This is a genomic window from Pseudomonas sp. GM30, assembly GCF_000282275.2.
Classification (GTDB): Bacteria; Pseudomonadota; Gammaproteobacteria; order Pseudomonadales; family Pseudomonadaceae; genus Aquipseudomonas.
The window spans coordinates 216983-239098 of sequence record NZ_AKJP02000026.1; the positions used below are offsets into that span (position 1 = coordinate 216983).

Annotated in this window: 13 protein-coding genes; 1 reads left to right on the forward strand and 12 read right to left on the reverse strand. The window is 61.9% G+C overall.

The genetic code is table 11. The features are described 5' to 3' along the window. Window positions 1-69: 69 nt before the first annotated feature. Together PMI25_RS16685 and PMI25_RS16690 are read right to left on the reverse strand one after the other, a co-directional pair. Window positions 70-2361, reverse strand: a complete 2292-nt coding sequence (locus PMI25_RS16685; RefSeq protein ID WP_007967006.1) for an ATP-dependent DNA helicase — start codon at window positions 2359-2361, stop codon at window positions 70-72. Beyond that, window positions 2358-4010 carry a VRR-NUC domain-containing protein gene (locus PMI25_RS16690; RefSeq protein ID WP_007967005.1) on the reverse strand — a complete coding sequence of 551 codons (1653 nt, stop codon included), beginning with the start codon at window positions 4008-4010 and terminating at the stop codon, window positions 2358-2360. Before PMI25_RS16690 ends, PMI25_RS16685 begins: the two co-directional genes overlap by 4 nt. Before the next feature lie 205 nt (window positions 4011-4215). On the opposite strand from PMI25_RS16690, the gene PMI25_RS16695 reads away from it, so the two are divergent. Continuing rightward, window positions 4216-4440, forward strand: coding sequence for a YgdI/YgdR family lipoprotein (locus PMI25_RS16695; protein WP_007967004.1), 225 nt, complete (start codon window positions 4216-4218; stop codon window positions 4438-4440). 106 nt (window positions 4441-4546) lie between these two features. On the opposite strand, the gene PMI25_RS16700 is transcribed toward PMI25_RS16695, so the two are convergent. From PMI25_RS16700 to PMI25_RS16745, 10 genes are all read right to left on the reverse strand, one after another. Next, entirely contained in the window at window positions 4547-4921 is a 375-nt protein-coding gene (locus tag PMI25_RS16700; RefSeq protein WP_007967003.1) for a hypothetical protein, read from the reverse strand. A gap of 238 nt (window positions 4922-5159) precedes the next feature. Next, window positions 5160-7013 (reverse strand): polyurethane esterase, encoded by a 1854-nt coding sequence (locus PMI25_RS16705; RefSeq protein ID WP_007967001.1) that lies wholly within the window; start codon window positions 7011-7013, stop codon window positions 5160-5162. A gap of 197 nt (window positions 7014-7210) precedes the next feature. After that, window positions 7211-8899 carry a polyurethane esterase gene (locus PMI25_RS16710; RefSeq protein WP_007966999.1) on the reverse strand — a complete coding sequence of 563 codons (1689 nt, stop codon included), beginning with the start codon at window positions 8897-8899 and terminating at the stop codon, window positions 7211-7213. A 56-nt stretch (window positions 8900-8955) separates the two neighbouring features. After that, complete coding sequence (locus tag PMI25_RS16715) at window positions 8956-12042, reverse strand: autotransporter serine protease (RefSeq protein ID WP_024164472.1); 3087 nt, start codon at window positions 12040-12042, stop codon at window positions 8956-8958. Between the two features lie 223 nt (window positions 12043-12265). Continuing rightward, window positions 12266-15217 carry an autotransporter serine peptidase EprS gene (eprS, locus tag PMI25_RS16720; RefSeq protein ID WP_007963522.1) on the reverse strand — a complete coding sequence of 984 codons (2952 nt, stop codon included), beginning with the start codon at window positions 15215-15217 and terminating at the stop codon, window positions 12266-12268. 190 nt (window positions 15218-15407) lie between these two features. Beyond that, window positions 15408-16778, reverse strand: a complete 1371-nt coding sequence (locus PMI25_RS16725) for a TolC family outer membrane protein (RefSeq protein WP_045122086.1) — start codon at window positions 16776-16778, stop codon at window positions 15408-15410. A 2-nt stretch (window positions 16779-16780) separates the two neighbouring features. Further along, a complete protein-coding gene (locus tag PMI25_RS16730; protein WP_007963525.1) occupies window positions 16781-18130 on the reverse strand; it encodes an HlyD family type I secretion periplasmic adaptor subunit in 1350 nt (449 codons plus the stop codon). Next, the gene (locus PMI25_RS16735) at window positions 18127-19902 is read right to left on the reverse strand and encodes a type I secretion system permease/ATPase (protein WP_007963526.1); all 1776 of its coding nucleotides are present in this window, start codon (window positions 19900-19902) and stop codon (window positions 18127-18129) included. The genes PMI25_RS16730 and PMI25_RS16735 overlap by 4 nt, the downstream gene beginning before the upstream one ends. Window positions 19903-20107: 205 nt before the next feature. Continuing rightward, the gene (locus PMI25_RS16740) at window positions 20108-20536 is read right to left on the reverse strand and encodes an AprI/Inh family metalloprotease inhibitor (protein WP_160165323.1); all 429 of its coding nucleotides are present in this window, start codon (window positions 20534-20536) and stop codon (window positions 20108-20110) included. Window positions 20537-20629: 93 nt separating this feature from the next. Then, the gene (locus PMI25_RS16745; protein WP_007963528.1) at window positions 20630-22093 is read right to left on the reverse strand and encodes a serralysin family metalloprotease; all 1464 of its coding nucleotides are present in this window, start codon (window positions 22091-22093) and stop codon (window positions 20630-20632) included. Window positions 22094-22116: the final 23 nt, after the last annotated feature.

Consider the following 22116-nt stretch of genomic DNA (forward strand, 5'->3'; position numbering starts at 1 on the left):
ACCGCTGGTTTTCATTAGCGCAAGTATGCGGCAATCCGGCGCCATGGGAAGGTGCAAACGCGCTTCTATTCACGGCGTGATCAACGGGTTGATTGAGGGCGAGTCGGTACCGAGCGACCACCAGCGCGGCAACAATTGCTGGATGCGCGGTTCGGCGAAGCGGTCATCGATCAGCATCACCACACCGCGATCCTGCCGCGTACGGATCACCCGCCCGGCGGCCTGCACCACTTTCTGCACGCCCGGATACAGGTAGGTGTAATCGTAGCCGGCGCCGAAAATCGCTGCCATGCGCCGTTTCAACTGTTCGTTGACCGGGTTGAGCTGGGCCAGCCCCAGGGTCGCAATGAATGCGCCGATCAGCCGTGCTCCGGGCAAGTCAATGCCTTCGCCAAACGCACCGCCCAACACTGCGAAGCCGATGCCCTGGCTGTCGGCGGTGAACTGATCGAGAAAGGCCTGGCGCTGCCCTTCGGCCATGCCCCGCGATTGCTGCCACAGATTGATCTGCGGGTGGCGTTCGGCTAGCAGCGTCAGCACTTGTTGCAGGTAATCGAAGCTGCTGAAGAACGCCAGGTAATTGCCCGGGCGCTCGCAGAACTGGCGGGCGATCAGCTCGACGATCGGTTCCAGCGACGCCTGGCGATGATTGAAGCGCGTGGAGATACGGCTGACGATCTGCACTTGCAGCTGTTCGGCGCTGAAGGGTGATTCGACGTCTATGCATACCGTGTCGGCGGGCGTGCCGAGCAGATCGGCGTAATAGCGCCGCGGGCTCAGCGTCGCCGAGAACAGCACGCTGCTGCGCGCCGCTTTCAGGCGCGGGCCGATGAACGCCGCCGGCACCACGTTGCGCAGGCACAGCTGCGACAGCGGCCGCTTGCGCTCGAGGTCGCGCTTGCTGATGTCGAACAGGTAATGCTCGTCGAACAGCTCCGCCACCCGGCCAAACTGCAGCATGTCGAAGTAGAAGGTTTGCAGTGTGCTGTCGAGTCCCTGCGGATGATCATTGAGGTAATCGCCAATGGCCGCGCTGCACAGGGAAACGGCTTGCAGCAGTTTCTCCGGGGCCTTGTCGTAGGCCTGATATGGCGCCAGTTGCGGCTGGTGCAGCGCGTTCCACTCGCGGTTGACCCGTTGCAGGGATTTTTTCAGCACTTCTGGAGCGCTCTTGCGCACGCTGGCCAGCGCGGCCTGATCGAGACTGGCGCTGTACATCGAGCGCCCGCGTTCGACCAGGTTGTGCGCTTCATCGGCCAGCACCGCGACCTTCCACTGATTGAGCTGGGCCAGACCGAACAGCAGCGCACTGAAATCAAAGTAATAGTTGTAGTCCGCCACCACCACGTCGGCCCAGCGGGCCATTTCCTGGCTCAGGTAATACGGGCAAACCGTGTGCTGACGGGCCACTTCGCGCATCGCTGCCTGATCAAGCAGATTGATCCGGCTCGCCGCTTGCCGGGCAGCGGGCAGCCGATCATAGAAGCCCTGGGCCAACGGGCAGGATTCACCGTGACAGGCTTTGTCCAAGTGTTCGCAGGCCTTGTCGCGGGCGACCATCTCCAGCACCCGTAACGGCAAATTTTGCGATTGATCGAACAGCACCTGACTGGCATCCAGCGCCAGTTTGCGCCCCGGGGTCTTGGCGGTCAGAAAGAACACCTTGTCCAGTTGCTGCGGCGCCAACGCCTTGAGCATGGGGAACAGCGTGCCGAGGGTCTTGCCGATCCCGGTGGGCGCCTGGGCCATCAGGCAACGGCCGGTGCTGACCGCCTTGAACACCGATTCGGCCAGATGCCGCTGCCCGGGGCGAAAGTCGGCGTGGGGAAAGCTCAATTGCTGCGCGGCCAGATTGCGCGCCTCGCGATGGGCCATTTCCTGCTCGGCCCAGTTCAGGAACAAGCGGCATTGTTGTTCGAAAAAGGCCTGCAAGGCTGGCGCATTGAAGGACTCGACCAGACAGGTTTCCTTTTCGCTGACGATGTCGAAATACACCAGCGCCAGATTGATCTGCGCAAGCTCAAGCTTGCGGCACATCAGCCAGCCGTAGATTTTCGCCTGCGCCCAATGCAACTGGCGATGGTTGGCCGGCTGTTTGCTCAGGTCGCCGCGATAGGTTTTGACTTCTTCCAGACAGTTCTGCAGCGGGTCGTAGCCGTCCGCCCTGCCCCTGACCTTCAGTTGCAGAAACTCGCCTTCCAGCGCCACTTCGCTCTGGTATTTGTCGTTGCGCCGCGAGGCCACGGTGCGATGGCCGAGCATGCCTTCGAGGGCTGTCGGTGAAGGGGTAAAACGCAGGTCGAGGTCGCCGGTCTTGGCGGTGAACTCGCACAGCGCGCGGACGGCAATGCTGTAGCTCAAGCGCTCTGCTCCGCCCATTGCACGTAGCACACGGCGACCGGCATCTGGTGCTGATGGCAGAACTCCAGCCAGCGCAGCTGGTTGTCCTGCAAGCGGTCACCGGGACCTTTGACCTCGATCATCCGGTAGGTCTTGTGCTGCGGCCAGAACTGGATCAGGTCGGGCATGCCGGCGCGGTTGGCCTTGATGTCGAGCAGCAGGCGATTGAACCAGTGCTTGAGGTGTTCCGCCGGCAAGCACGCCAGCGCCTGCTCGAGCAGTTGCTCATTCAACGCGCCCCAGAACACGAACGGCGACTGCACGCCCCACTTGGCGGCGAAACATTCACGAATGGTCGCCGCGTAACGGCCGTCGTCGAGTTGGTCGAGGCAAGCCTGGAACAGTTCGGCGCGGCGTTGCTGGAAGTCTTCGTTGAGCAGATCCACCGGCCCGCGCTGGAACGGATGAAAGAATGCTCCCGGCAACGGCGCGAAAATCGCCGGCCAGCACAACAGGCCGAACAGCGAGTTGATCAGGCTGTTCTCGACGTAATGCACCGGGCCGCTGTCTTCGTGCAGATGCGCCTGCACGTAAAACTCCACCGACAGCGCCGGATCAGTGCGCGGCAATTGCAGATCGAGGCGCTCGACCGGGCGTGGCGTTGCGCGTTTGAGCGGTGGCCCGCCGAGTTTGCGTCGCAGCCGTGGCAGCATCCGTTGCAGGCTCTGCTGCTCGGCGGCGCTTTCCGGCGCCTGTTCGGCGAGCGTCGCGAGCTCCAGCGCCAGTGCGTATTCGCCGCAGCGCTCCAGCACGCGGATCATTCGCTGACGGGCGCCGGGGTAGGTGCAATCGCGGTAAATGCTCAACGCCAGGGCGAACTCGGCGACGCGCTCGCAATACTGGCCGATCTGGAACAGCACCTTGCCGCGCCGCCGCTGCAGCCACGGGTTGTCGAACTGCAACGCGCGGACCTGCTCGACAATGGGCTCCAACGGTTCACCGGCTTCGAAACGCAGTTGGCAATGATGCAGGAACAGGCAGGCGTCAACGTCCTCTCGACTGCGCAGACCACGGGAGTCGGCGCAGAACTCGACTTTTTCGTAGGTAAAGATCCCGAGGTCGGCGAGGACGAATTCCGACCAGTCCTGATACAGGTTGCCGAAGAACATCAGACGCAGGCGGTCGCACAGGTCCATGATGGTCAGGCTGAGCAATCGGTCGCCGAGCGTTGGTGCCCAATCGGAGAGACTGCGCGACTCGCTGAATTGCTCGGCGAGCGCCGGCAGCCAGTCGTCCTTGCGGCCCTTGGGTTGCTCGATAAAGCTGCCGAACGCCTGCAGCAGTTCAGCCTTGAGCAACACGTCGAACACTTCGGCCACGCCCAACAGCGCCTGATCGTCGAGCCAGCCGTGACTCAGCAACGGCTGCGCGGCGTCGCTGATGTCGCCGATTTCCGGGTAGTTGAGTTTGCCAAGGCGGAAATGCACGCCCTTACGCATTACCATGCGTACCAGCAAACCCTGCGAAGCGTGCGGCAAGGCCTTGAAGTCGCGGATAAAGCCGTGCTCGGATTCGCTCATCACATCGGCATAGCGAAGCTCAAGCCAATCAAGCACTTGCCGGAAGTTGTTGAGGTAATAGAACGGATCGTCGAGCGGGTTGGCAGTCACGGGAATTCAGGGCCATGGCGAGCAAATACTGGTTATGCGTACAGATACCAGCTCTGCCCTGTCGGGTGCAAACGGAAAAAGATCAATGGCAGCGGCAATCGGGATTTTTTCAGGCGGTCATCGAACTTTTCCCGGTTCGATGGCACCAACCGCGTTAGAGACCGAAGTCGGTCAATTGATATGGAATGAGGTATTTGAGGTGGGTATGAAGATCAAGACTCTGGGTATTCCTCTGGCGGTAGCGGCCCTGCTGGCATTGGCCGGCTGCTCGACGCCGACTGTGGTCACCTTGCAGAACGGCACTCAGTATTTGACCAAGGACATGCCGAAAACCAAGACCAAGGACGGGTTCTATGAGTTCGAGGATATTTCCGGGACCAAGGTGAAGGTCCGTTCCGACGAAGTCGCAACGGTGCGCAAGGAAGACTGACCCCCCAACCCCTGTAGGAGCTGCCGAAGGCTGCGATCTTTTGATCTAAAAACAAAATCAAAAGATCGCAGCCTGCGGCAGCTCCTACAGGGGGAACGTTGGAGAATTACTCGAAAGCCGGCAGTCCCACAATGCTGTGATCACAGCTGAAATACTGTTCACCCCGCCGCGCCAGCTCGGCTTGCAGACGTCGGCAACGCTCCAGATCCTGCTGGGTCATGCGGTCGATGCTCAGGTTGCCGGTGGCTTGTGCCTGTTTGTCGTCACCGCGGCGGAACGTGACGAACGGCTGTTCGGGCTGGATCTGAAACAGGCTTTTCTCTTCGACCGGCTCGACCGCTTCGGTCTTTTGCGCTTTCGGCAGTTGGTCGGTACTGATCCCGTAACGGCTCAGAATCGAGGTTTGAGGCAGATCGGCCCAGGCATTGGCCGATAACAGCGCCAGTCCGAAAATCCCGACATACCCCTTGAACCTTCTCACGTGTGCATCTCCTGTACTCAATGGCGGCTAGCTGTAGAACGTGTGTGCACGTGCTGGCTTTAGGCCGCTTCTGCTGTTTGCAGAGCTTTTGAGTCAGGGTGTGGCTGTCGAGTCACTTTCGATACCGAGTTGTGGCGAGGGAGCTTGCTCCCGCTTGAGCGCGTAGCGCTCACAAAGTCTTCAGGGCCGCTTCGCGACCCAGCGGGAGCAAGCTCCCTCGCCACAGGTTACGGATGCATCAGGCGATCACAATTCCATCGGCACTGAGGCTATTGAGCGCCACCCCAACCAGCGTCACCGAGTCAGCGCCAAACTTCAGCACCGTGTCCTGCCCCACCGCCGTCGCATGCGCGCGGAAGTCGTCATTGGGCAACACACCCTGCACGCCAAGGAACACCAGTTTGTCGTTCGATGTAAAACCCACCACCCGATCCTGACCGAACGCGCCGTTGAACAGGAACGTATCCGCCCCGCCTCCGGACTCCATCAAGTCATTGCCGGCGCCACCGACAAACACGTCGTTGCCGGCACCACCAATCAAATGGTCATTGCCGTCCAGACCGAACAGCCAGTCACCACCGGCATGCGCCTTCAGCGTATCGGCGCCGCTGGTGCCCTTCACGCTGGACTCGTACTGGGTGACGTTGTTGCCGACCTTCAAACCGCTGGCCGTGACGCTGTGGGTCACATCGTCCTTGAACAGCCCCCAGAGGAAGCCCGGCTCCTTGGTGACGATGCTGCCGATATCGCGGGTGATGCTGATCCCGCCGTTGGCGTCGCGGATGTACAAGTTGCCGACGCCGTCGTTGGCGAAGTCGAAGCTGTTCACCGATTTCTGCAACTCGAGGGTGTTGTTGCCGGCGCCGCCGAGGATCACGTTATAACCGCCAGCGTCGCGGAAGGTGTCGTTGCCGGCGCGACCTTCGAGGTAGTCGTTGCCGCTGCCGCCCTGGATCAGGTCGTTGCTGTCGCTGCCGATGATGAAGGTACTGCCCTTGTGGGTTTCGGCGTTGCGGTTGAGGTCCTGCACCCACGTGTTGGCCCGCGCCGGGTCCGACAGGTTGGCGACGATGATCGTGGAATCCTTGCTGGTCAGGTCGTAGAACTTCGACTCGATGATCCGGTTCATGCCGTCGCCGTAAGCGGTCGGCAGGTGCGAGATCCAGGTCGGGATATTGAGAATCGAAAACGGCAGCAGATTCCACGCGGTCGAGGCGTAGTGATCGTTGAAGCTGACGATGTTGTCGGTGGCCGATTCCTTGGGCGCGTCGTGCACGCCGACCGAGGCGCCGGTGAAGGTCGAGCCGTCGAGGGCGCGGAACACCGGATCGTTTTCGTAACCGACGTTGAGCACCTTGTCGGTGCTGCTCTGGGTCGGCGAGGCGTAGGCGATGTAGTTGGAGTCGGCGAAAAATCCGCCCCACTTGCCGCCACTCAGGTCAGCCATGCTGTTGACCGCCAGCCCGCCGAGGCTGTGGCCGCTGACCAGCACGTCCTTGCCGGTAAGGCCATTGGCCTTGGCGAACGCCACCACATCATTGAGCAGATTGCCAAACGCTTCGCCGACGTAGTTTTTGGCGTAGTCCTTGGGACCGAAGGCGGCCAGCAGGTCGTTGATCACGTCGCCGATGGAGTCGAGGATCAGGTTTTCCCGCGGGCCGCTGGTGCCGCGAAAGGCAACGCCGATTTCCGTGAGATGGCCCTGGGCGTCGTACTTGCCGAGGATTTCCACCTGGGCGGTGGTGTAACCGGCCTTCTCGCCGAAGAAGGTCCCGCGCGCGTCGGTCTTGCCGTCGTAGCCCAGTTGCGAGGCGGTGATTGGTGTCCAGCCAGCCTTTTTCACGGCGTCGAGGGCGAGTTTTTCCGAGTCGGGGTTCCACGGAATACCGGGAATCACCCCTTGCGAATCAGTACCGCCGAGCAGCGCGGTGACCAGCGTGGCGGGCAGGCCGAGGCCGAAGCCGTTGTGCTGATAACCGGCGGCAAAGCCGTTATCGAGGTTGTGATAGGAATACAGCGTGATCGCCATGGCATCGCTGAACAGCGCCTTGGAATCGGCTGTGCCGAAGTTCTTGTAGTCATACACACCCATTGCTATTGCCTCTCTTTTGTTGGAATTGTCAGAGATAGCTCACAGCCAGGGCGCCCCTCACGGGCACGCCCCGGAGCATTTTCACTACTTACACATCAAATCTGTGGGAGCGAGCTTGCTCGCGAAGAGGGAGTGTCAGCTGCCATTTGCTTGGCTGGCACACCGCTTTCGCGAGCAAGCTCGCTCCCACATTAGAGCTAGGCGAACACGAAAGACGAGTCCGACAGGTTAGCCACTCCCACCCCGACCAGGGTCACGGCATATTCACCAATCTTCAGCACGGTATCGGCCCCCGACTGCACAGCATGCTGCTTGTAGTCGTAGCCCTGCCCCGCGCCTTCGACGCCCATGAACACCAGTTTGTCGCTGCCCTGGTAACCATTGATCGCATCAAAACCGAACGCGCCGCTGAACAGGAAGGTGTTGTTGCCACCCACCGCCGTCATCACGTCGTTGCCGGCGCCGCCGACGAAGGTCACGTGGCCCTTGTCGCTGATCAGCTTGTCATCGCCACCCAGACCGAACAGCCAGTCACCGTCGGCGCTGGCGTGCAGCGCATTGCCGTAGGCATCGCCGTTGAGCGAATGGGTGTACTGAGTCAGTTCATTGCCATTGGTCAAACCCTTGGCCGTGACGCCCCAGGTGATTTCCTTGCTGCCCCACCACGACCCCGACTCCTTGCTCACCAGCGCGCCGATGTCGCGGGTCATGCTGATGCCGCCGTAGGCATCGCGCACATACAGCGTGCCGTCACCGTCGTTGGCGAAGCTGAAGTTCTGCAGCGGTTTCTGCAGCTCAAAGGTGTTGTGACCCTGGCCACCGAGGAGGATGTTGAAACCACCGTCATCGCGGAAGCGGTCATCACCGCCCAGGCCTTCGAGGAAATCGTTACCCGCCCCGCCCTTGAGCCAGTCATTGCTCTGAGTACCGATGATGAAAGTGCTGCCAGTATGCGGCTCGCCGCTGCGCCCCAGATCCTCGACCCAGGTCTTGCCCCGGGACGATTCCTCAAGGTTGGAGACGATGAGGGTCGAGTCCTTGTGCGTCAGGTTGTAGAACTTCGAGTCGATCACCCGGTTCAGGCCATCGGCATACCCGAGCGAGCTGTGGGCCGACCAGTTCAGCGGATTGACGATGCTGAACGGCACCAGGTTCTGCGCGGTGGACGCATAGTTGTCGGTGAAGTTGACGATGTTATCGGTGGTCGACTCATGCGGCCCGTCGTGCTTGCCCAGCGAACCGCTGCTGAACGTGGTGCCGTCCAGCGCACGGAACACCGGATCGTTTTCGTAACCGATATTCAGCACGTTGTTGCCGGTGCTGCTCTGGGTCGGCGAAGCGAACGCGATGTAGTTGGCGTCCTTGAAGAACCCACCCCAATTGTTGCCGCTCAACTCGGCCACGCTGTTGACCCCGAGACCACCGAGGCTGTGGCCGCTGAACAGCACGTCCTTGGCGGCGATGCCGTTGGCCATGGCAAACGCGGCAACGGACTTGAGCAGGTTGTCGAAGGCATTTTTCGCGTAGTTACTCGCGTAATCCGATGGCCCAATGGCGGCCAGCAGGTTGTTTTTCATGTCGCCGAAGGTGTCGCTGTAACCCAGCCCGCCGGTACCGCGAAAGGCCACGCCGAGGCCGATCAGCTTGCCGCCGGCGTCGTACTTGCCGAGCACTTCGGCCTCGGCGCTGGTGAAGCCGTCCTTCTCGCCGAAGAACGTGCCTTGCGCGCCGACCTTGCCCTGATAACCCAGCGCTGTTGCGCTGAGCGGTTTCCAGGCGGTGGCCGGCAACGGCTGGCCGGTCGGCGTGTAGGCATACAGCGTCAGCGCGATGGCATCGCTGTACAGCGCTTTGCCATCGGCATTTTTGTAATCGAACAATCCCATGTTGTGCTCTCTCTTCCTTCAAAACCGGCAGCCCGTGAAGGGCTGCCGATACTCCTTTAGAACTGCCAGTCGAGGGTCAGACCCACACCGTGTTCTTTCTCGTTGTTACCGATCAGTCCGTTGTAGTCCAGGTTGACCCGGACATCGCGATTGAGCGCCAGCCCGGCGCGTACACCGACCACTGCCGCATCACGATCCATCGACACACTCTGCACGGTGAACGCGCTGTTGCCATTGGCGAAGGCCAGGTGGCTGTCAGCATCGACACTGCTCAGGTTGTGCTGCCAGCCGAGGGTGGCGCCCAGTTCCAGCTGATGTTTGTCCGACAGCGCGAAGCTGCGTTTGGCGCGTACGCCAAGGGTCGACAGCACCACGTCGCGGTTGTCTTCGCCGCTCTTGAGCGCCGCGGCATCACCCTTCTCGGTGAAGCTCTCGGTGTTCAGATGCACGTACGACAGATTGGCGAATGGCTCCAGATTCATCGGTTGCAGACGCAGATCGTAAGCCGCTTCGGTGAACACTTGAGTGGTCGCCGCATCGTGCTTGGTTTTCTCTTTGCCGCTGACGCCCGCGAACTGCAGATCACGCTTTACGTCCACGCGATGCCAGCTATACGCCGCACCGGCGGTCAGACGCAGCGCATCGATCTGATGCCCGAGGTACGCACCCAAGTGGTAGCTGTCGACCGAGGCCGACGAATGCGTGCCGCCGCCCATGTTCAACGAGCTGTCGCTATAACCGGTAACGAAACCCAGACGGGTATCTTCAGCAATCAAACCGTCGACACCGGCCAGCAGCCCGCCAATGGAGCTGTTGGAGTCGGCGTTTTCATGGCCGCCATCGCTCTTGCCCCACGAACCCAGCACCTTGACCCAGGCATTGCTGCGGTCGTCGGTCGGTGCGTTGGCATTGAACAGATCACGCTCACGCAGACGCTCGCCCACCGCTTCACGCAGGTAGCGGCTGTCGTTGATCAGCATCGTATCGATGGCCGGGTGAATTTCGCCGGACAGTTGCTGGAAGGCTTGTTGCGCCGACGCCGCGTTCGGCGACAACAGCAGGGTTTCGAACAGCGCATTGCCCGCGCCCAGGCCCTCGGCAGCCACGCCGACTGCACGCTGGTTCGGCGTCAGACCGACACTGGCGAACGACGCACCATTGCGCCCGACGTCCAGTTGCACGCCGTTTGCCGAGTACGCCAGGGTGCCGCCGAGGAACGCGTAGTTCGGCAGCACTTGCCCAAACTGCCCTTGAATGCCACCGGCCGCTTGAAGAATGTTGAATTGAGCACCCTGCAGGCTTTTCACTTCGGTGGTGGTGAGCAAGGTCGGGCTGTTTTCCAGTGACAGACTCACCGTGGCGCCATCGATCAGCGCTTTGCCACCGGCAACGATCTTGTCGCTGCTGGTCGGCGAGACTTCCACCGCGTAGGTCGAACTGCGCTCGAAGGTCACGTCACCGGCGACGTTCAGCGTGCCGATCGAGTTGCCCGGCGCGACGGTACCGCCGCTTTTCGCGGTCAGTGCGCCGATGTGGCCGTTACCGCCGAGGATGCCGCTGTCGTTGACCGTGACCGCCGAAGCCAGCGAGCCATTGATCGCCAGACGCCCTTGATTGACCAGGGTCGGGCCGCTGTAGGTGTTGTTGCCGGTCAGCACCAGTGTGCCGATGCCCTGTTTGGTCAGGCCGCCGTGACCGGAAATGTCGTTGCGCCAGGTGTCGAGGCCGCAAGTGATGTCGGTGCACACGCGCTCGGTGGGTTTGCCCTTGTCGATGATCGCGCCGATGCCCGGCAAGTCCGCGACGAATTGCCCGGAACCGTAGGCACCCTGGATACGGAATTCTTCCGGGATGTCCTGCTCGGTGACGAACATCGCCGGGCCGTCGATGCCCTTGCGCAGGTTGATCATGCCCCAGCCATACAAGGCGTCGATGCCCGGTGCGCCGAGGTCGGTGGCGGTGGTGCGCAGTACCGTGGCGACCTGATCACCAGTCATGTACGGGAAGCGCTCCATCAGCACCGCCATCGAGCCGGCCACGTGCGGCGCCGCCATCGAGGTGCCGTTGTAGTTTTTGTAGCCGGTGGTCAGGTTGTCGGCGTTGGTGCCGCTGATGATCGAGCTGTAGATCTGCGTGCCCGGCGCCGAGACGCAGAAGCTCGCGGTGTAACCGCAACGCGAGGAGAACGTACTCATGATGTACGGATTGGCGCTGGCCTGGTCCGGGTTTCTTTGCAATGCGGCGACGGTGATCCAGTTCGGCGCGATGTCCGGCACGAAGTAGCCGAGGCCGGCGATGGCGTCCGGGTTGTTCAGGTTGTAATCGTTGCCGGCGGCGAAGATCGTCACGATACCGCTGCGGGCGGCGGCGATGGCACCGTCGTAGGCACCGCCGGGCTTGGTGCCGAGCAGCGTGCGGATTTCGTTGAACTGCAATTGCGCGTCGTTGACGGTGAAGTGCGGATACGCCGGGTCGCGGCCGCCGAGGTCGAAACGGTCAGTGATGCCGATGCCCCAGCTGTTGTTGATGATCCGCGCGCCACTGGCGATCAGCGCATCCCAACCGGCCTTGTACACCGCGCCGTCGTTGCCACGGACGATGCCGTCTTCCGGGCCCGGGTCGCCGTTGTCGGCGCTGATGATCTGCGCACCGAACGCCACCCCGTGCATCGGCCCGCCGTCGCGGCTGCCGGCGGCAATGCCACCAACGTGGGTGCCGTGAGCGCCGAGCTTGCCGTCGGAGCCGACCGAAGGCGAACCGTCATAGCGGAACGCATCGCCGGCTTTGACCGGGATGTAGGGGTCGGTGTATTCGCGGATCCCGCTGGTGACCAGGGTGATGACTTTGTTGGCGCCGGAAAACTCCGGGTGCGCGGCATACACCGGCTGGTCGAAGATCCCCAGTTTCACACCTTTGCCGGTGTAACCGGCGGCGTAGGCGTAATCCGCGCCAATGGCGCCCAGGCCCCATTCCGCCTGGAACTCGGCGCTGCGCCAACTGGCGGGATCACCGCTGCGGCCGTTTTCCACATACGGCGCCGCGTGCGCGCTGCCCCAGGTGGTCAGTGCGCAGAGCACCGCGCAATTGAGGGTTTTCATGGCGAAGCGACCGCCCGTTTGCGCGGGGGTATTGTTGTTATTCATCCAGCGACCTTCCTTAGTGTTGTTGCGAAAAATCCGTGTACCAGGCCCACACCCGAGCCTGGGAAATAACGCTTGTGGCGAGGGGATTTATCCCCGATGGGGCGCGAAGCGACCCCGAGCAATTTCCAGTAACCGAGTTGTCCGGGTGAGCGACTGCTGCGCAGTCGATCGGGGATAAATCCCCTCGCCACAAGTGTGTGTTCACTTGACCTGCGGGGTTTGTTCAGAACTGCCAGTTCAGGCTCAGCCCCACGCCGTGGCTCTTCTCGCGGTTGGCCAGTTGTCCGTTGTAATCGAGGTTGACCCGCACGTCCTTGCTCAACGCCAGGCTGGCTTGTACGCCGACCAGCGCCGCATCACGCACCAGTGCCGAACTCTCGACCGAATACGGTGTGCTGCCACTGGCGAAACGCAGATGCTGTTCGGCGTCGATGTCGCTCAGGCTGTGCTGCCAGCCGAGATGACCACTGACGTCCAGTGACTGTTGAGTCGACAGATTGAAGCGCTTGACCGCCCGTACACCGAGGGTGCTGAGGACTGCATCACGCTGCTCGCCGGAGCTCTTCAGCGCCGCCGCGTCGCCCTTTTCGGTGAAGCCGTCAGTGTCCAGATGCACATAAGCGAGGTTGGCGAATGGCTCCAGTGCCAGCGGCTGCAGGTTCAATCGATAAGCCGCTTCGCCGAAAACCTGCGTGGTGGCCGCATCGACCTTGGCTTTCTGTTTGGCGCTGACGTCGCCGTATTGCAGATCGCGCTTCACATCGGCGCGGTGCCAGCTGTAGGCCGCGCCGGTGCTCAGGCGCCAGGCGCCGATGTCATGACCGGCGTAAGCGCCGAGGTGATAGCTGTCGACCTTGGCCGACGAGTGCGTGTCCGAGCCCATGTTCAGCGAGCTGTCGCTGTAACCGGTGACCAGACCGATGCGGGTCTGCTCGTCCAGCGCGCCGTCGACACCGGCGAGCAAGCCGCCGATCGAGGTGCTGTAGCGCGAGGTGTCGTTACCGGAGTTTGTCGAACCCCAGGCGCCGAGGGCCTTGATCCAGCCATTGCTTTGGGTGGCGTTGGCATCGTGCAGACGTTCGCCGACGGCGTCGCGCAACTGGCGGCTGTCATTGATCAGCATCGAGCCGAGCGCCGGGTAGATCTCCCCGCTCAATTGCTGGAAGGCCTGTTGCGCCGAGGTGGCATCTGCCGACAGCAGCAGGCTTTCGTACACCGAATTGCCGGCGCCGAGGCCTTCGACGGCGGACGCCACCGCGCGCTGATTCGGAGTTTGCCCGACACTGGCGAACGAGGTGGCGTTGCGCTGGATGTCGAGCTGAATGGCGTTGCCCGTGTAGTCGAGGTTGCCGCCGATGAACAGGTAATCCGGCAGCACCGCGCCGAACCGGCCCTGAATGCCGCCGGCCGCTTGCAGAATGTCGTACGAATGGCCGAGCAGGCTGCGGGTTTCAGTGGTGCTGAGCAGGGTCGGACTGTTTTCCAGCGACAGGCTGACCGTGGCGCCGTTGATGCTCGCAACGCCGCCGGCAACGATGCGGTCGCTGTTGGTCGGCGACAGCTCGACCGCGTAGGTCGAACCGGGGGCAAAGGTCACGTCACCCGCCACGTTCAAGGTGCCGATGGAATTGCCCGGTGCCACACGGCCGCCGCTGTTGGCGAGCAACGAGGCGATCCGTCCGGAACCGCTGAGGGTGCCGCTATCATTGACGGTCACCGCCGAGGCCAGCGAGCCGTTGACGCTGAGCAAGCCGCCATTGACCGTGGTCGGGCCACGGAAGGTGTTGTCGCCGGTCAGCAGCAAGCGCCCTGCCCCGGACTTGATCAGGCTGCCCTGATAGACCCGCGTCGCCGCTGCAGCATCGCGCGCCATACCGACCGCGTAGTCGGTCTGATCCTGCTGACTGGCGCCGGCCGGGACACCGTTCTGCCAGCCCTTGTCCTGCAGGGTCTGCTGCCAGGCGCTGTGTTCGGCGAGGTCTTCGCGCTGGCGCTGAATCAGTGCCTTGTCGGAGATGTCATTGCTCCACACATCGCTTTGCCCAGCGGCCAGATTGGCATCGAACGCGCCGAGCAATTGCCCCGGCCCGTGCATCGCCCGGTTGAGGTTGGCCACGCCCCAGCCGACCCGTTCGGTCGGTGCATCGGTGACCGAACCGTCGAGTTGCGTGGCGGTGGTCAGCAACACTTCGAGCGCCTGCTGGTTGTTCATGTACGGGTAGCGCTCCATCACCAGCGCCAGTGCCCCGGTGGCGTGCGGCGCGGCCATCGAGGTGCCGGACTTGATGGCGTAATCGCCACCCGGAATGGTGCTGTCGATCTTCGCCCCCGGCGTGGTGATGCACCAGTATTTGGCGATGCCGCACTGGTTGTACTTTTGCTGATTGCTCTGATCCAGCCCGGAGACTGCCAGCCAGTGGCCTTCGAGATCCGGCTGAAAGTACGGCAACGCCGAGCGCACGCTGGCGTTCGGGTAGCCGCTGTTGCCGGCGCTGAACACATTGATCACGCCACGGCGCGAGACATCCGCCGCCGCGTCGAGCCAGGTACCCTGATTCCAGTGCTGGGCGTAAGCGGCATGCAGATCGGCCAAGGTGCGATAGCTGACATCCGGCGGCTGGCTGCCCCAACTGTTGTTGATCGCGCGCACGCCGGCAGCGGCCAGAGCGTCATACGCCGCTTTGAAATAGCGCGGGTCGGGTTTCGGGCCGAAGAGGAAGCTGTCGTTGTTGTTGGTGTTGCCGACGTAGATCTGCGCGTTGTACGCCACGCCGTGCATGCCGGTGCCGTCACGGCTGGCGCCCATGGTGCCGACCACGTGGGTGCCGTGGGAATCGTTGTTGGCGTTAAGGGTGCCATTGACGCTGAACAGCGAACCATCGACGTAACTGCCGGAGGCCAGCACCGGGTGATAGCGGTCGGTGGCGAACTCGGGGTGGGCAGCATCGAAGCCGGAGTCGAGGGCGCCGATCTTCACGCCTTTGCCGGTGATGCCGGCGGCGTAGGCCTGATCGGCCTGCATCCGCGCCAGGCCCCAGTCACGCTGGAATTCGGCGCTGCGCCAACTGGCGGGATCGCCGGGCTTGCCGGTTTCAAGGTATTGCGCGTTGGCCTGCGCGATGCAAACTGCGAGCAACAGGCTGCCGACCGCTGCCGGCTTGATGCGTACGTCCATGTTCACCACTCACTTTTCTTATGTTTTTGTTATGACCCGTTTCGCCGGGCGAGCACTTCTTGAACTATCGAGCGAGTCTATTTGTGGCGAGGGAGCTTGCTCCCGCTGGCTGCGCAGCAGCCCAAAATCTTGTGAGCGCTACGCACTCAAGCGGGAGCAAGCTCCCTCGCCACAGGTTCTGTGCCAAGCATTAACGCGAGTTGCTTTTCGGGCCTTGTCCGAACGCCTCATCCACCCGTGCCAGATCCTGTTCGTTCAACGTCCCCGCGTAGTAATGCAGCTTGGTCCAGGCCATCAAGTAGTCGTAGCGCGCCTGGGCCAGATCGCGGCGGGTGGTAAACAGTTGCTGTTCGGCGTTCAGCGCATCGAGATTGGTCCGTTCACCACCGAGAATGCTTTGCTTGGTCGACACCACCAATGCCTCAGCCGACGCCAGAGCCTTCTGGTAGGCGCGCAGTTTGTTGACGCCCGACAGGCAGGCGCTGAACTGGCGGCGCAGTTCGATCAGGGTTTCGCGGGTTTTGCCGTCGAGCTCGTATTCCGCCTGCTCCATGGTGCGGCTGGCCTGACGGGTCGAGGCCGACACCCCGCCACCGGCATACAGCGGCACGTTGACTTCAAAGCCGATGGTGTTGGTGTCGTAACGCTGGTTATAGGTGTTGCCGCTGTCCGATTCAGTCTTGCGAATCGACGCATAGGCACTGACTTTCGGCAGGTGCCCGGCGCGGTTGCGCTCGACTTCGTACTTGGCCACTTCCACCGCCTGGCGTTGCGACGCCAGATTAGGGTTGTTGCTGATCGCCAGCTCATGCCAGGTGTCGTAGTTGGCCGGCATCAGGGCGAAGGTCTGGAAATTCTGATCCAGCGGCGCCAGTTCGCTGATGTCCACCGTCTGCACGCCGACCAGCGCCCCCAGTTCACGCAGCGCGGCGTCCTGCTCGTTGCGCGCCTCGATCTCTTCGGCGGTCGCCAGTTCATAGCGCGACTCGGCTTCCAGAATGTCGGTGCGCGTGCCCTCGCCCTGCTTGAACATGTGTTCGTTCTGCTGGAACTGCTGCTCGTAAGCCTTCTTCTTGGCCTGGGCGATGTCGATCTGATCCTGGGCGAACAAGGCTTTGGTGTAGTTGTCCAGCACCCGCACCAACAACTCTTGGCTCTTGCCGCGAAACGCCTCGTCGGCGAACAGCGACTGCGCCACGCCTTTGCGATACGCCGCGTAGGCTTCGTAGTCGAGCAACGGTTGCTGCAAGGTCAGGGTCGAGCCATAGCTGTTGTAGTTGCGGTCTTCGGTCAGGTTGCCGCGAGCGGTCAGTTGCGTGGCCTTGGAGGTGTTGTGACCGCGGTTGTAGTTGTAGCCCAGTCTCGGCAACAGCCCGGCACGGCCGATGAGGCGGTTTTCCAGGCCCGCGTCGCGCTCCTTGATCGCACCGAGGAACACCGGGTCGTTGCGCAATGCCTGCTCGTAGACTTCGAATGGCCCCATGGCCGCCAGCGCGCTGTTTCCTGCGAGCAGCGCGAACGCTGCTCCCAACATCGAAAGCTTATTCATACAGCCGAACATCCTTATTCTTCGGTCAACGCGGAGCCGGCCCGATCGAGCAGCGGTTTGAACAGGTAGTTGAGCAGTGAACGTTCGCCCGTGCGCACGAACATTTCTGCCGGCATACCGGGCTTGATCACCAGGCCGTGGAGCTTTTCCATCGCCTGATCACTGACGCTGCTGCGCAACACGTAGTACGGCACGCCGGTTTTTTCGTCGACCATCTGGTCGGCGGAAATCAGGCTGACCTCACCCGGTACACGCGGGGTCTTGCTCTGGTTGAACGCGGTGAACAGGATATCGACCGGCAGATGCGTGCCGACCTTGTCGATCAGGTTGATCGGCAAGTGCCCTTCGACTTCCAGGGTGGTGCCTTGCGGGACGATCTCCAGCAGGGTTTCGCCCTGACGCACCACGGCGCCTTCGGTGTGCACGCCGAGGTTGACCGCCACGCCGTCGGCGGTGGCGAGGATCTCGCTGTGTTGCAGGTCGAAACCGGCCGAAGTCAGTTGCTCCGACAGGGTCACGCTTTTGAGCTGCGCGTCGGCCAGTTGGGTGCGCACTTCCTTCTGGTATTCCTCGCCATGCTGTTGCAGCTTCAGGCGCGACTCGAGGATGCCCTGCTCCACCCGGCCGCTTTCACCGGTGTTTTCCGCCAGTTGCTGCTGCACTTGCGACAGCTGACGCTGGTATTCCATCAAGCGGTTACGCGGGATGTAGCCGTTGTCCGCCAGCGGCTGGAGGTTGCTCAGTTGCTGTTGCAGCGAGTCGGCCTGGGCGTTGAGGTCGGTGCGGGCGCGGCGCATGCCCGCCAGTTGCGCGGTGGCACCTTCGATGCTGGCACGCAGACCGGCCTGCTCGCGGTAGAACGCTTCGCGACGGCTGCTGAACAGTTGACGCTGGCCTTCAAGGACCAGCGCCAGACGCGGATCCGGGTCGTTGCTCAACTCGGCCGGAAAGGTCACCTGCTTGAGGTTATCGCGCTCGGCCTGCCAGCGCGCGAGGCTGGCCCAGGCCATGCGGTACTGGGCTTGCAGCGACTGCACGTCGGCCGCGACCTGGGTCTGGTCGAGGCGGAACAGCGGCTGGCCCTGCTTCACGATCTCGCCTTCGCGCACCAGGATCCGGCTGACCACGCCGGCACTCATTGACTGCACGGCCTTGCGCTTGCCCGACACCACCACGGTGCCTTGCACCGGAATGCCTTGATCCAGCGGCGCCAGTGCGGCCCAGGTGAAGAAACTGCCAGCGCCGACGATGGCCAGAATCCAGCCCATGCGGGCGAAGAATTTCGCATCGCGCTCCGGGCGCTCGGTGACGTACGCGTGTTCCATGGAGGCTTCGTTTTCAGTGTTCATGCTGGCGCTGCTCATACACCCGAATTCCTTGTCGTGGGCTGGTACTGCCGGCTCATGCTGAGCCCGCCCGGTGCCTGCGCAGATTTTTCCCGTTGTTGTTCCTGGGCGCCGGACAGCGCCTTGAGTACGTCCTGACTGTTGCCGAAGGCCTGCAAGCGTCCGTCGTTGAGCACCAGCAACTTGTCGGCCTGGGCCAGCACCGAAGACCGGTGCGTCACCAGAACCACAGTGGTGCCCTTGGCCTTGAGCTGGGCGATGGCGCTGGCCAGCGCGGCTTCACCGACGGTGTCGAGGTTGGAGTTCGGCTCATCGAGCACCACCAGGCTCGGATCGCCATACATGGCGCGCGCCAGAGCGACGCGCTGCTTCTGGCCACCGGACAGGCCACTGCCGTCCTCGCCCAGTTGCGTGTCGTAGCCTTGTGGCATCCGCAGAATCATCTCGTGCACGCCGGCCTGTTGCGCGGCAGCCACGACTTTCTCCGGGTTGGCCTCGCTGAAACGGGCGATGTTCTCGGCGATGCTGCCGCTGAACAGTTCGATGTCTTGTGGCAGGTAGCCGATATACGGGCCGAGCTCGTCGCGGTTCCAGCGATGGATGTCCGCACCGTCCAGACGCACGGTGCCACCAAGGGTTGGCCACACGCCGACCAGCACCCGGGCCAGGGTCGACTTGCCGGAACCGGAGGCACCGAGCACACCCAGTACTTCCCCCGCGCCAATCGCGAAATTGACCATGTGCAGGGTCGCCGCGCGCTGCCCCGGAGGGCCGGCACTGACTTGCTCAAAGGCAATCTGGCCTTTTGGCGCCGGCAGCGCCATGGCGTCGTCACTCGGCGGGAACGCCTGCAGCAAGGAGTCCAGACGACGATAGGCCAGCTTCGCCCCGCTCCACTGTTTCCACACAGCGATCAACTGGTCGATCGGGCTCAGCACGCGGCCCATCAGGATCGAACCGGCGATCATCATCCCGGCGGTCATGTCGCCCTTGATCACCAGCAACGCGCCGAGGCCCAGCACCAGCGATTGCAGGCACAGACGCAGGGTTTTACTGATCGAGCTGATCACCGCGCCGGTGTCGCTGGCCTGATTCTGCAGGCCAAGGAACCGCGAGTGCACACCGAACCAGCGCTTGCGCAGCGCGCCGAGCATGCCCATGGCCTGAATGGTTTCGGCATTGTGCAGGTGGCTGGTCGCCAGTTGGCTGGACTTCTGCGAGTAACCGGCAGCTTCGCCCAGTGGTTTCTTGGTCATGTATTCGTTGAGGCATGCCAGAGCGATCAGCAGCAGCGCCCCGGCCGTGGCGAGCACGCCCAGCCAGACGTTGAACAGGTAGATGACAAACAGATAGACCGGGAACCACGGTGCGTCGAAAAACGCGAACAGGGCCGGCCCGGTGACGAATTGCCGAATGTGGGTCAGGTCGCCCAGCGATTGCCCGGCGTTGCCCTCGCCCTTGAACAGGTTGCGCTCGAACGCCGCCTGATACACCCGCAGGTTGAAGCGGCGCTCCAGTTGGCTGCCGATGCGGATCACGATGAAACTGCGCACCACTTCCAGCATGCCGATGAACGCGAAGAACCCGACGACCATCAACGACAACATGGCCAGGGTGGTTTCGTTCTGCGAAGACAACACGCGGTCGTAAACCTGCAGCATATAAATCGAGGGCACCAGCATCAGCACGTTAATCAGTGCGGTAAAGCACCCGACGCTGATCAGAATGCTTTTATAGTCACCCAAAGCCTTGAATAAGGGAGCGGTGGCTGGGGCCTTCGCCATCTTCATTGATTATTCCTGCAATAATTTCCCCGCCATTCTTTGGCGAGACGCTTCCAATAATTATCCGTGCGCAGATCGGACGGGTTCTTGCAACTTGCATTTACACTTCAATAACAACTTTCAACATTTCAAACGCCATTCGTTGCATTGAACCGTTGCTTATAACTGCAACATCAAACCTTATATTCAACTGCTCAGTCGGTCCCGCTGTTCACGGTTGTGGCGTATGGCGCGTGAGCGTAATCACCAGCCCCGACTTCAAAGTGCTCAGATAAAGCCCATCACGTTGTCGGCTGAAGAACTGGATTCTTGAACCTTCCTTGCCGGTAATTGACAGGCCGTCCGGATCAGGGAACCAGCCAATCGGCGCTTGCTCAAGCCATGCCCCCAGGCATTCGGCGCCCTTGCCCAGCGTCTGGTTCGGTTCAAGGTCAATCAGGCAGGTGTTCGACGGCTTGTCCTGTAATGCCTGCGCCTGCGGGGCGTCGTCCGTTGCAGTCAATACGGCCTGCCATTGCCCGGCAAACACCGATGGATCTTCAAGTCTGAGGCTGCTTGCCATGGTTGTTTCTCCAGAAATCATGATCAGCGCCGCCGAAAGCCACGCCATTGCCTTGTAGGGAAAAGCTTTATAGATCATCAGAAAATTCGCTCCGGCACGTAGCCTTGCCCAGCGGCCAGGACGATGCAAGTAAAGAAAGCGGCGCATCAAGCGCCGCTTTCCCGTTTCACATCACGCCACGATGTCGCTGGTCGCTGCCTGGCCCACGGTGCTGACCTGGAAGTCCGCCACGCCGTGCCCGGAGAAGTCCACCGACAACAGGCTGTTGCCACCCGACGAGGTCAGGATCGCGTCGCCGGCCGAACCGGTGAAGCTGCTGACAAAGTGCAGGCCGGAACCATTGGTGATGGCGCTCAGGTCGATTTTGTCCAGACCGCTGACGAAATCGAGGATCTGATCGACTGCACCCGGCTTGGAGTCGGAGCTGGACGCGAACACGAAAGTGTCCGAGCCCGCACCGCCCCACAGTTTGTCCGCACCACCGGCGCCGTAGATGATGTCGTTGCCGGCACCGCCCTTCAGCTCGTTGGACGCACTGTTACCGATCAGCAGGTCGTTGCCCGAACCGCCGATGGCGTTCTCGATGGTCACGCCCTTGGCGATGGACACGTTACCGATCATGCCGCCAACGTCGGAGAACGAGGCTTCGTTAAGGTTGATCTTCTGATTCTGGGTGAAACCCGAGAAGTCGAAGGTATCCTTGCCGCCCGCATCCCAGACCGAGAACACCAGCTTGTCGCTCGACGACGAGGCGCTGAGGAAATCGCGCCCGGCGTTGGAGTTGAAGCCGTAGGTGGTGTCACCGGCACGGGTGTTCAGGTTGGCGCCGTACAGCTTCTGGATCGCTGCGATGTCATCCATCAGCGGGCCGGAGGCATAGGCTTCCACACCGCCCTTGCTGAAGTTCTGGGCGGTGTTGCTTTCACTCCAGTAACTCATAAGGCTGTAACCGCGGGTGTCTTGCCCGTAGGAAGCATCCTTGTAAGTCGGGTTGCCTTCGCCGGCGTTGTAGTCGCCAGGGTGAGACAGGCCCAGGGTGTGGCCGATTTCATGGGTCAGGGTTTGACGCCCGTAATTGTTCAGGCCCGGGGTCTTGTTGACGTCATAGCCACTGCCGGTCAGGTACCAGGACTGACCGTCATAGCCTGGCTCGGTACCTGGCAGGAACGCAAACGCCGCCGCGCCTTCCTGGCCGCCGCTGTAGTTGCCGAAGGTCATGTGACCGTCGCCACCGCGGGATGCTTCGGTGAACGTAACGTTGGCGACATCCGCCCAGGATTGCATGGCGAGCACGGCCTGGGCCTTCTGCAGGGCACTGAACTGACTGAAACCGGTGACGCCAAGGCCGCTGAAGTTAGCGGTTTTAGCAGTCAGAAAGGTGTAGGTCAGTTCGATCTTGCCGCTGTTGTCGAGGTCGTGCCAGGAGGCACCGTCGCGCAACAGTTGAGTGGCGGCTTGATCCACCGAGAAGGAGGGTTTGCCATTGACCGTGAGGTTGCCGCCACGATCGTATTGATGGCTGAAGCTGTTGATCTGGTTCCAGGCAGAGCTGGTCGCAGCCAGAGATTGCGCTGCGCCGACAGGCACGAATGTGTCTGCGGTGATATCAACAGCATTAGCTTTTACTTTCGACATAAACACACTTCCTTGTTTAGCAA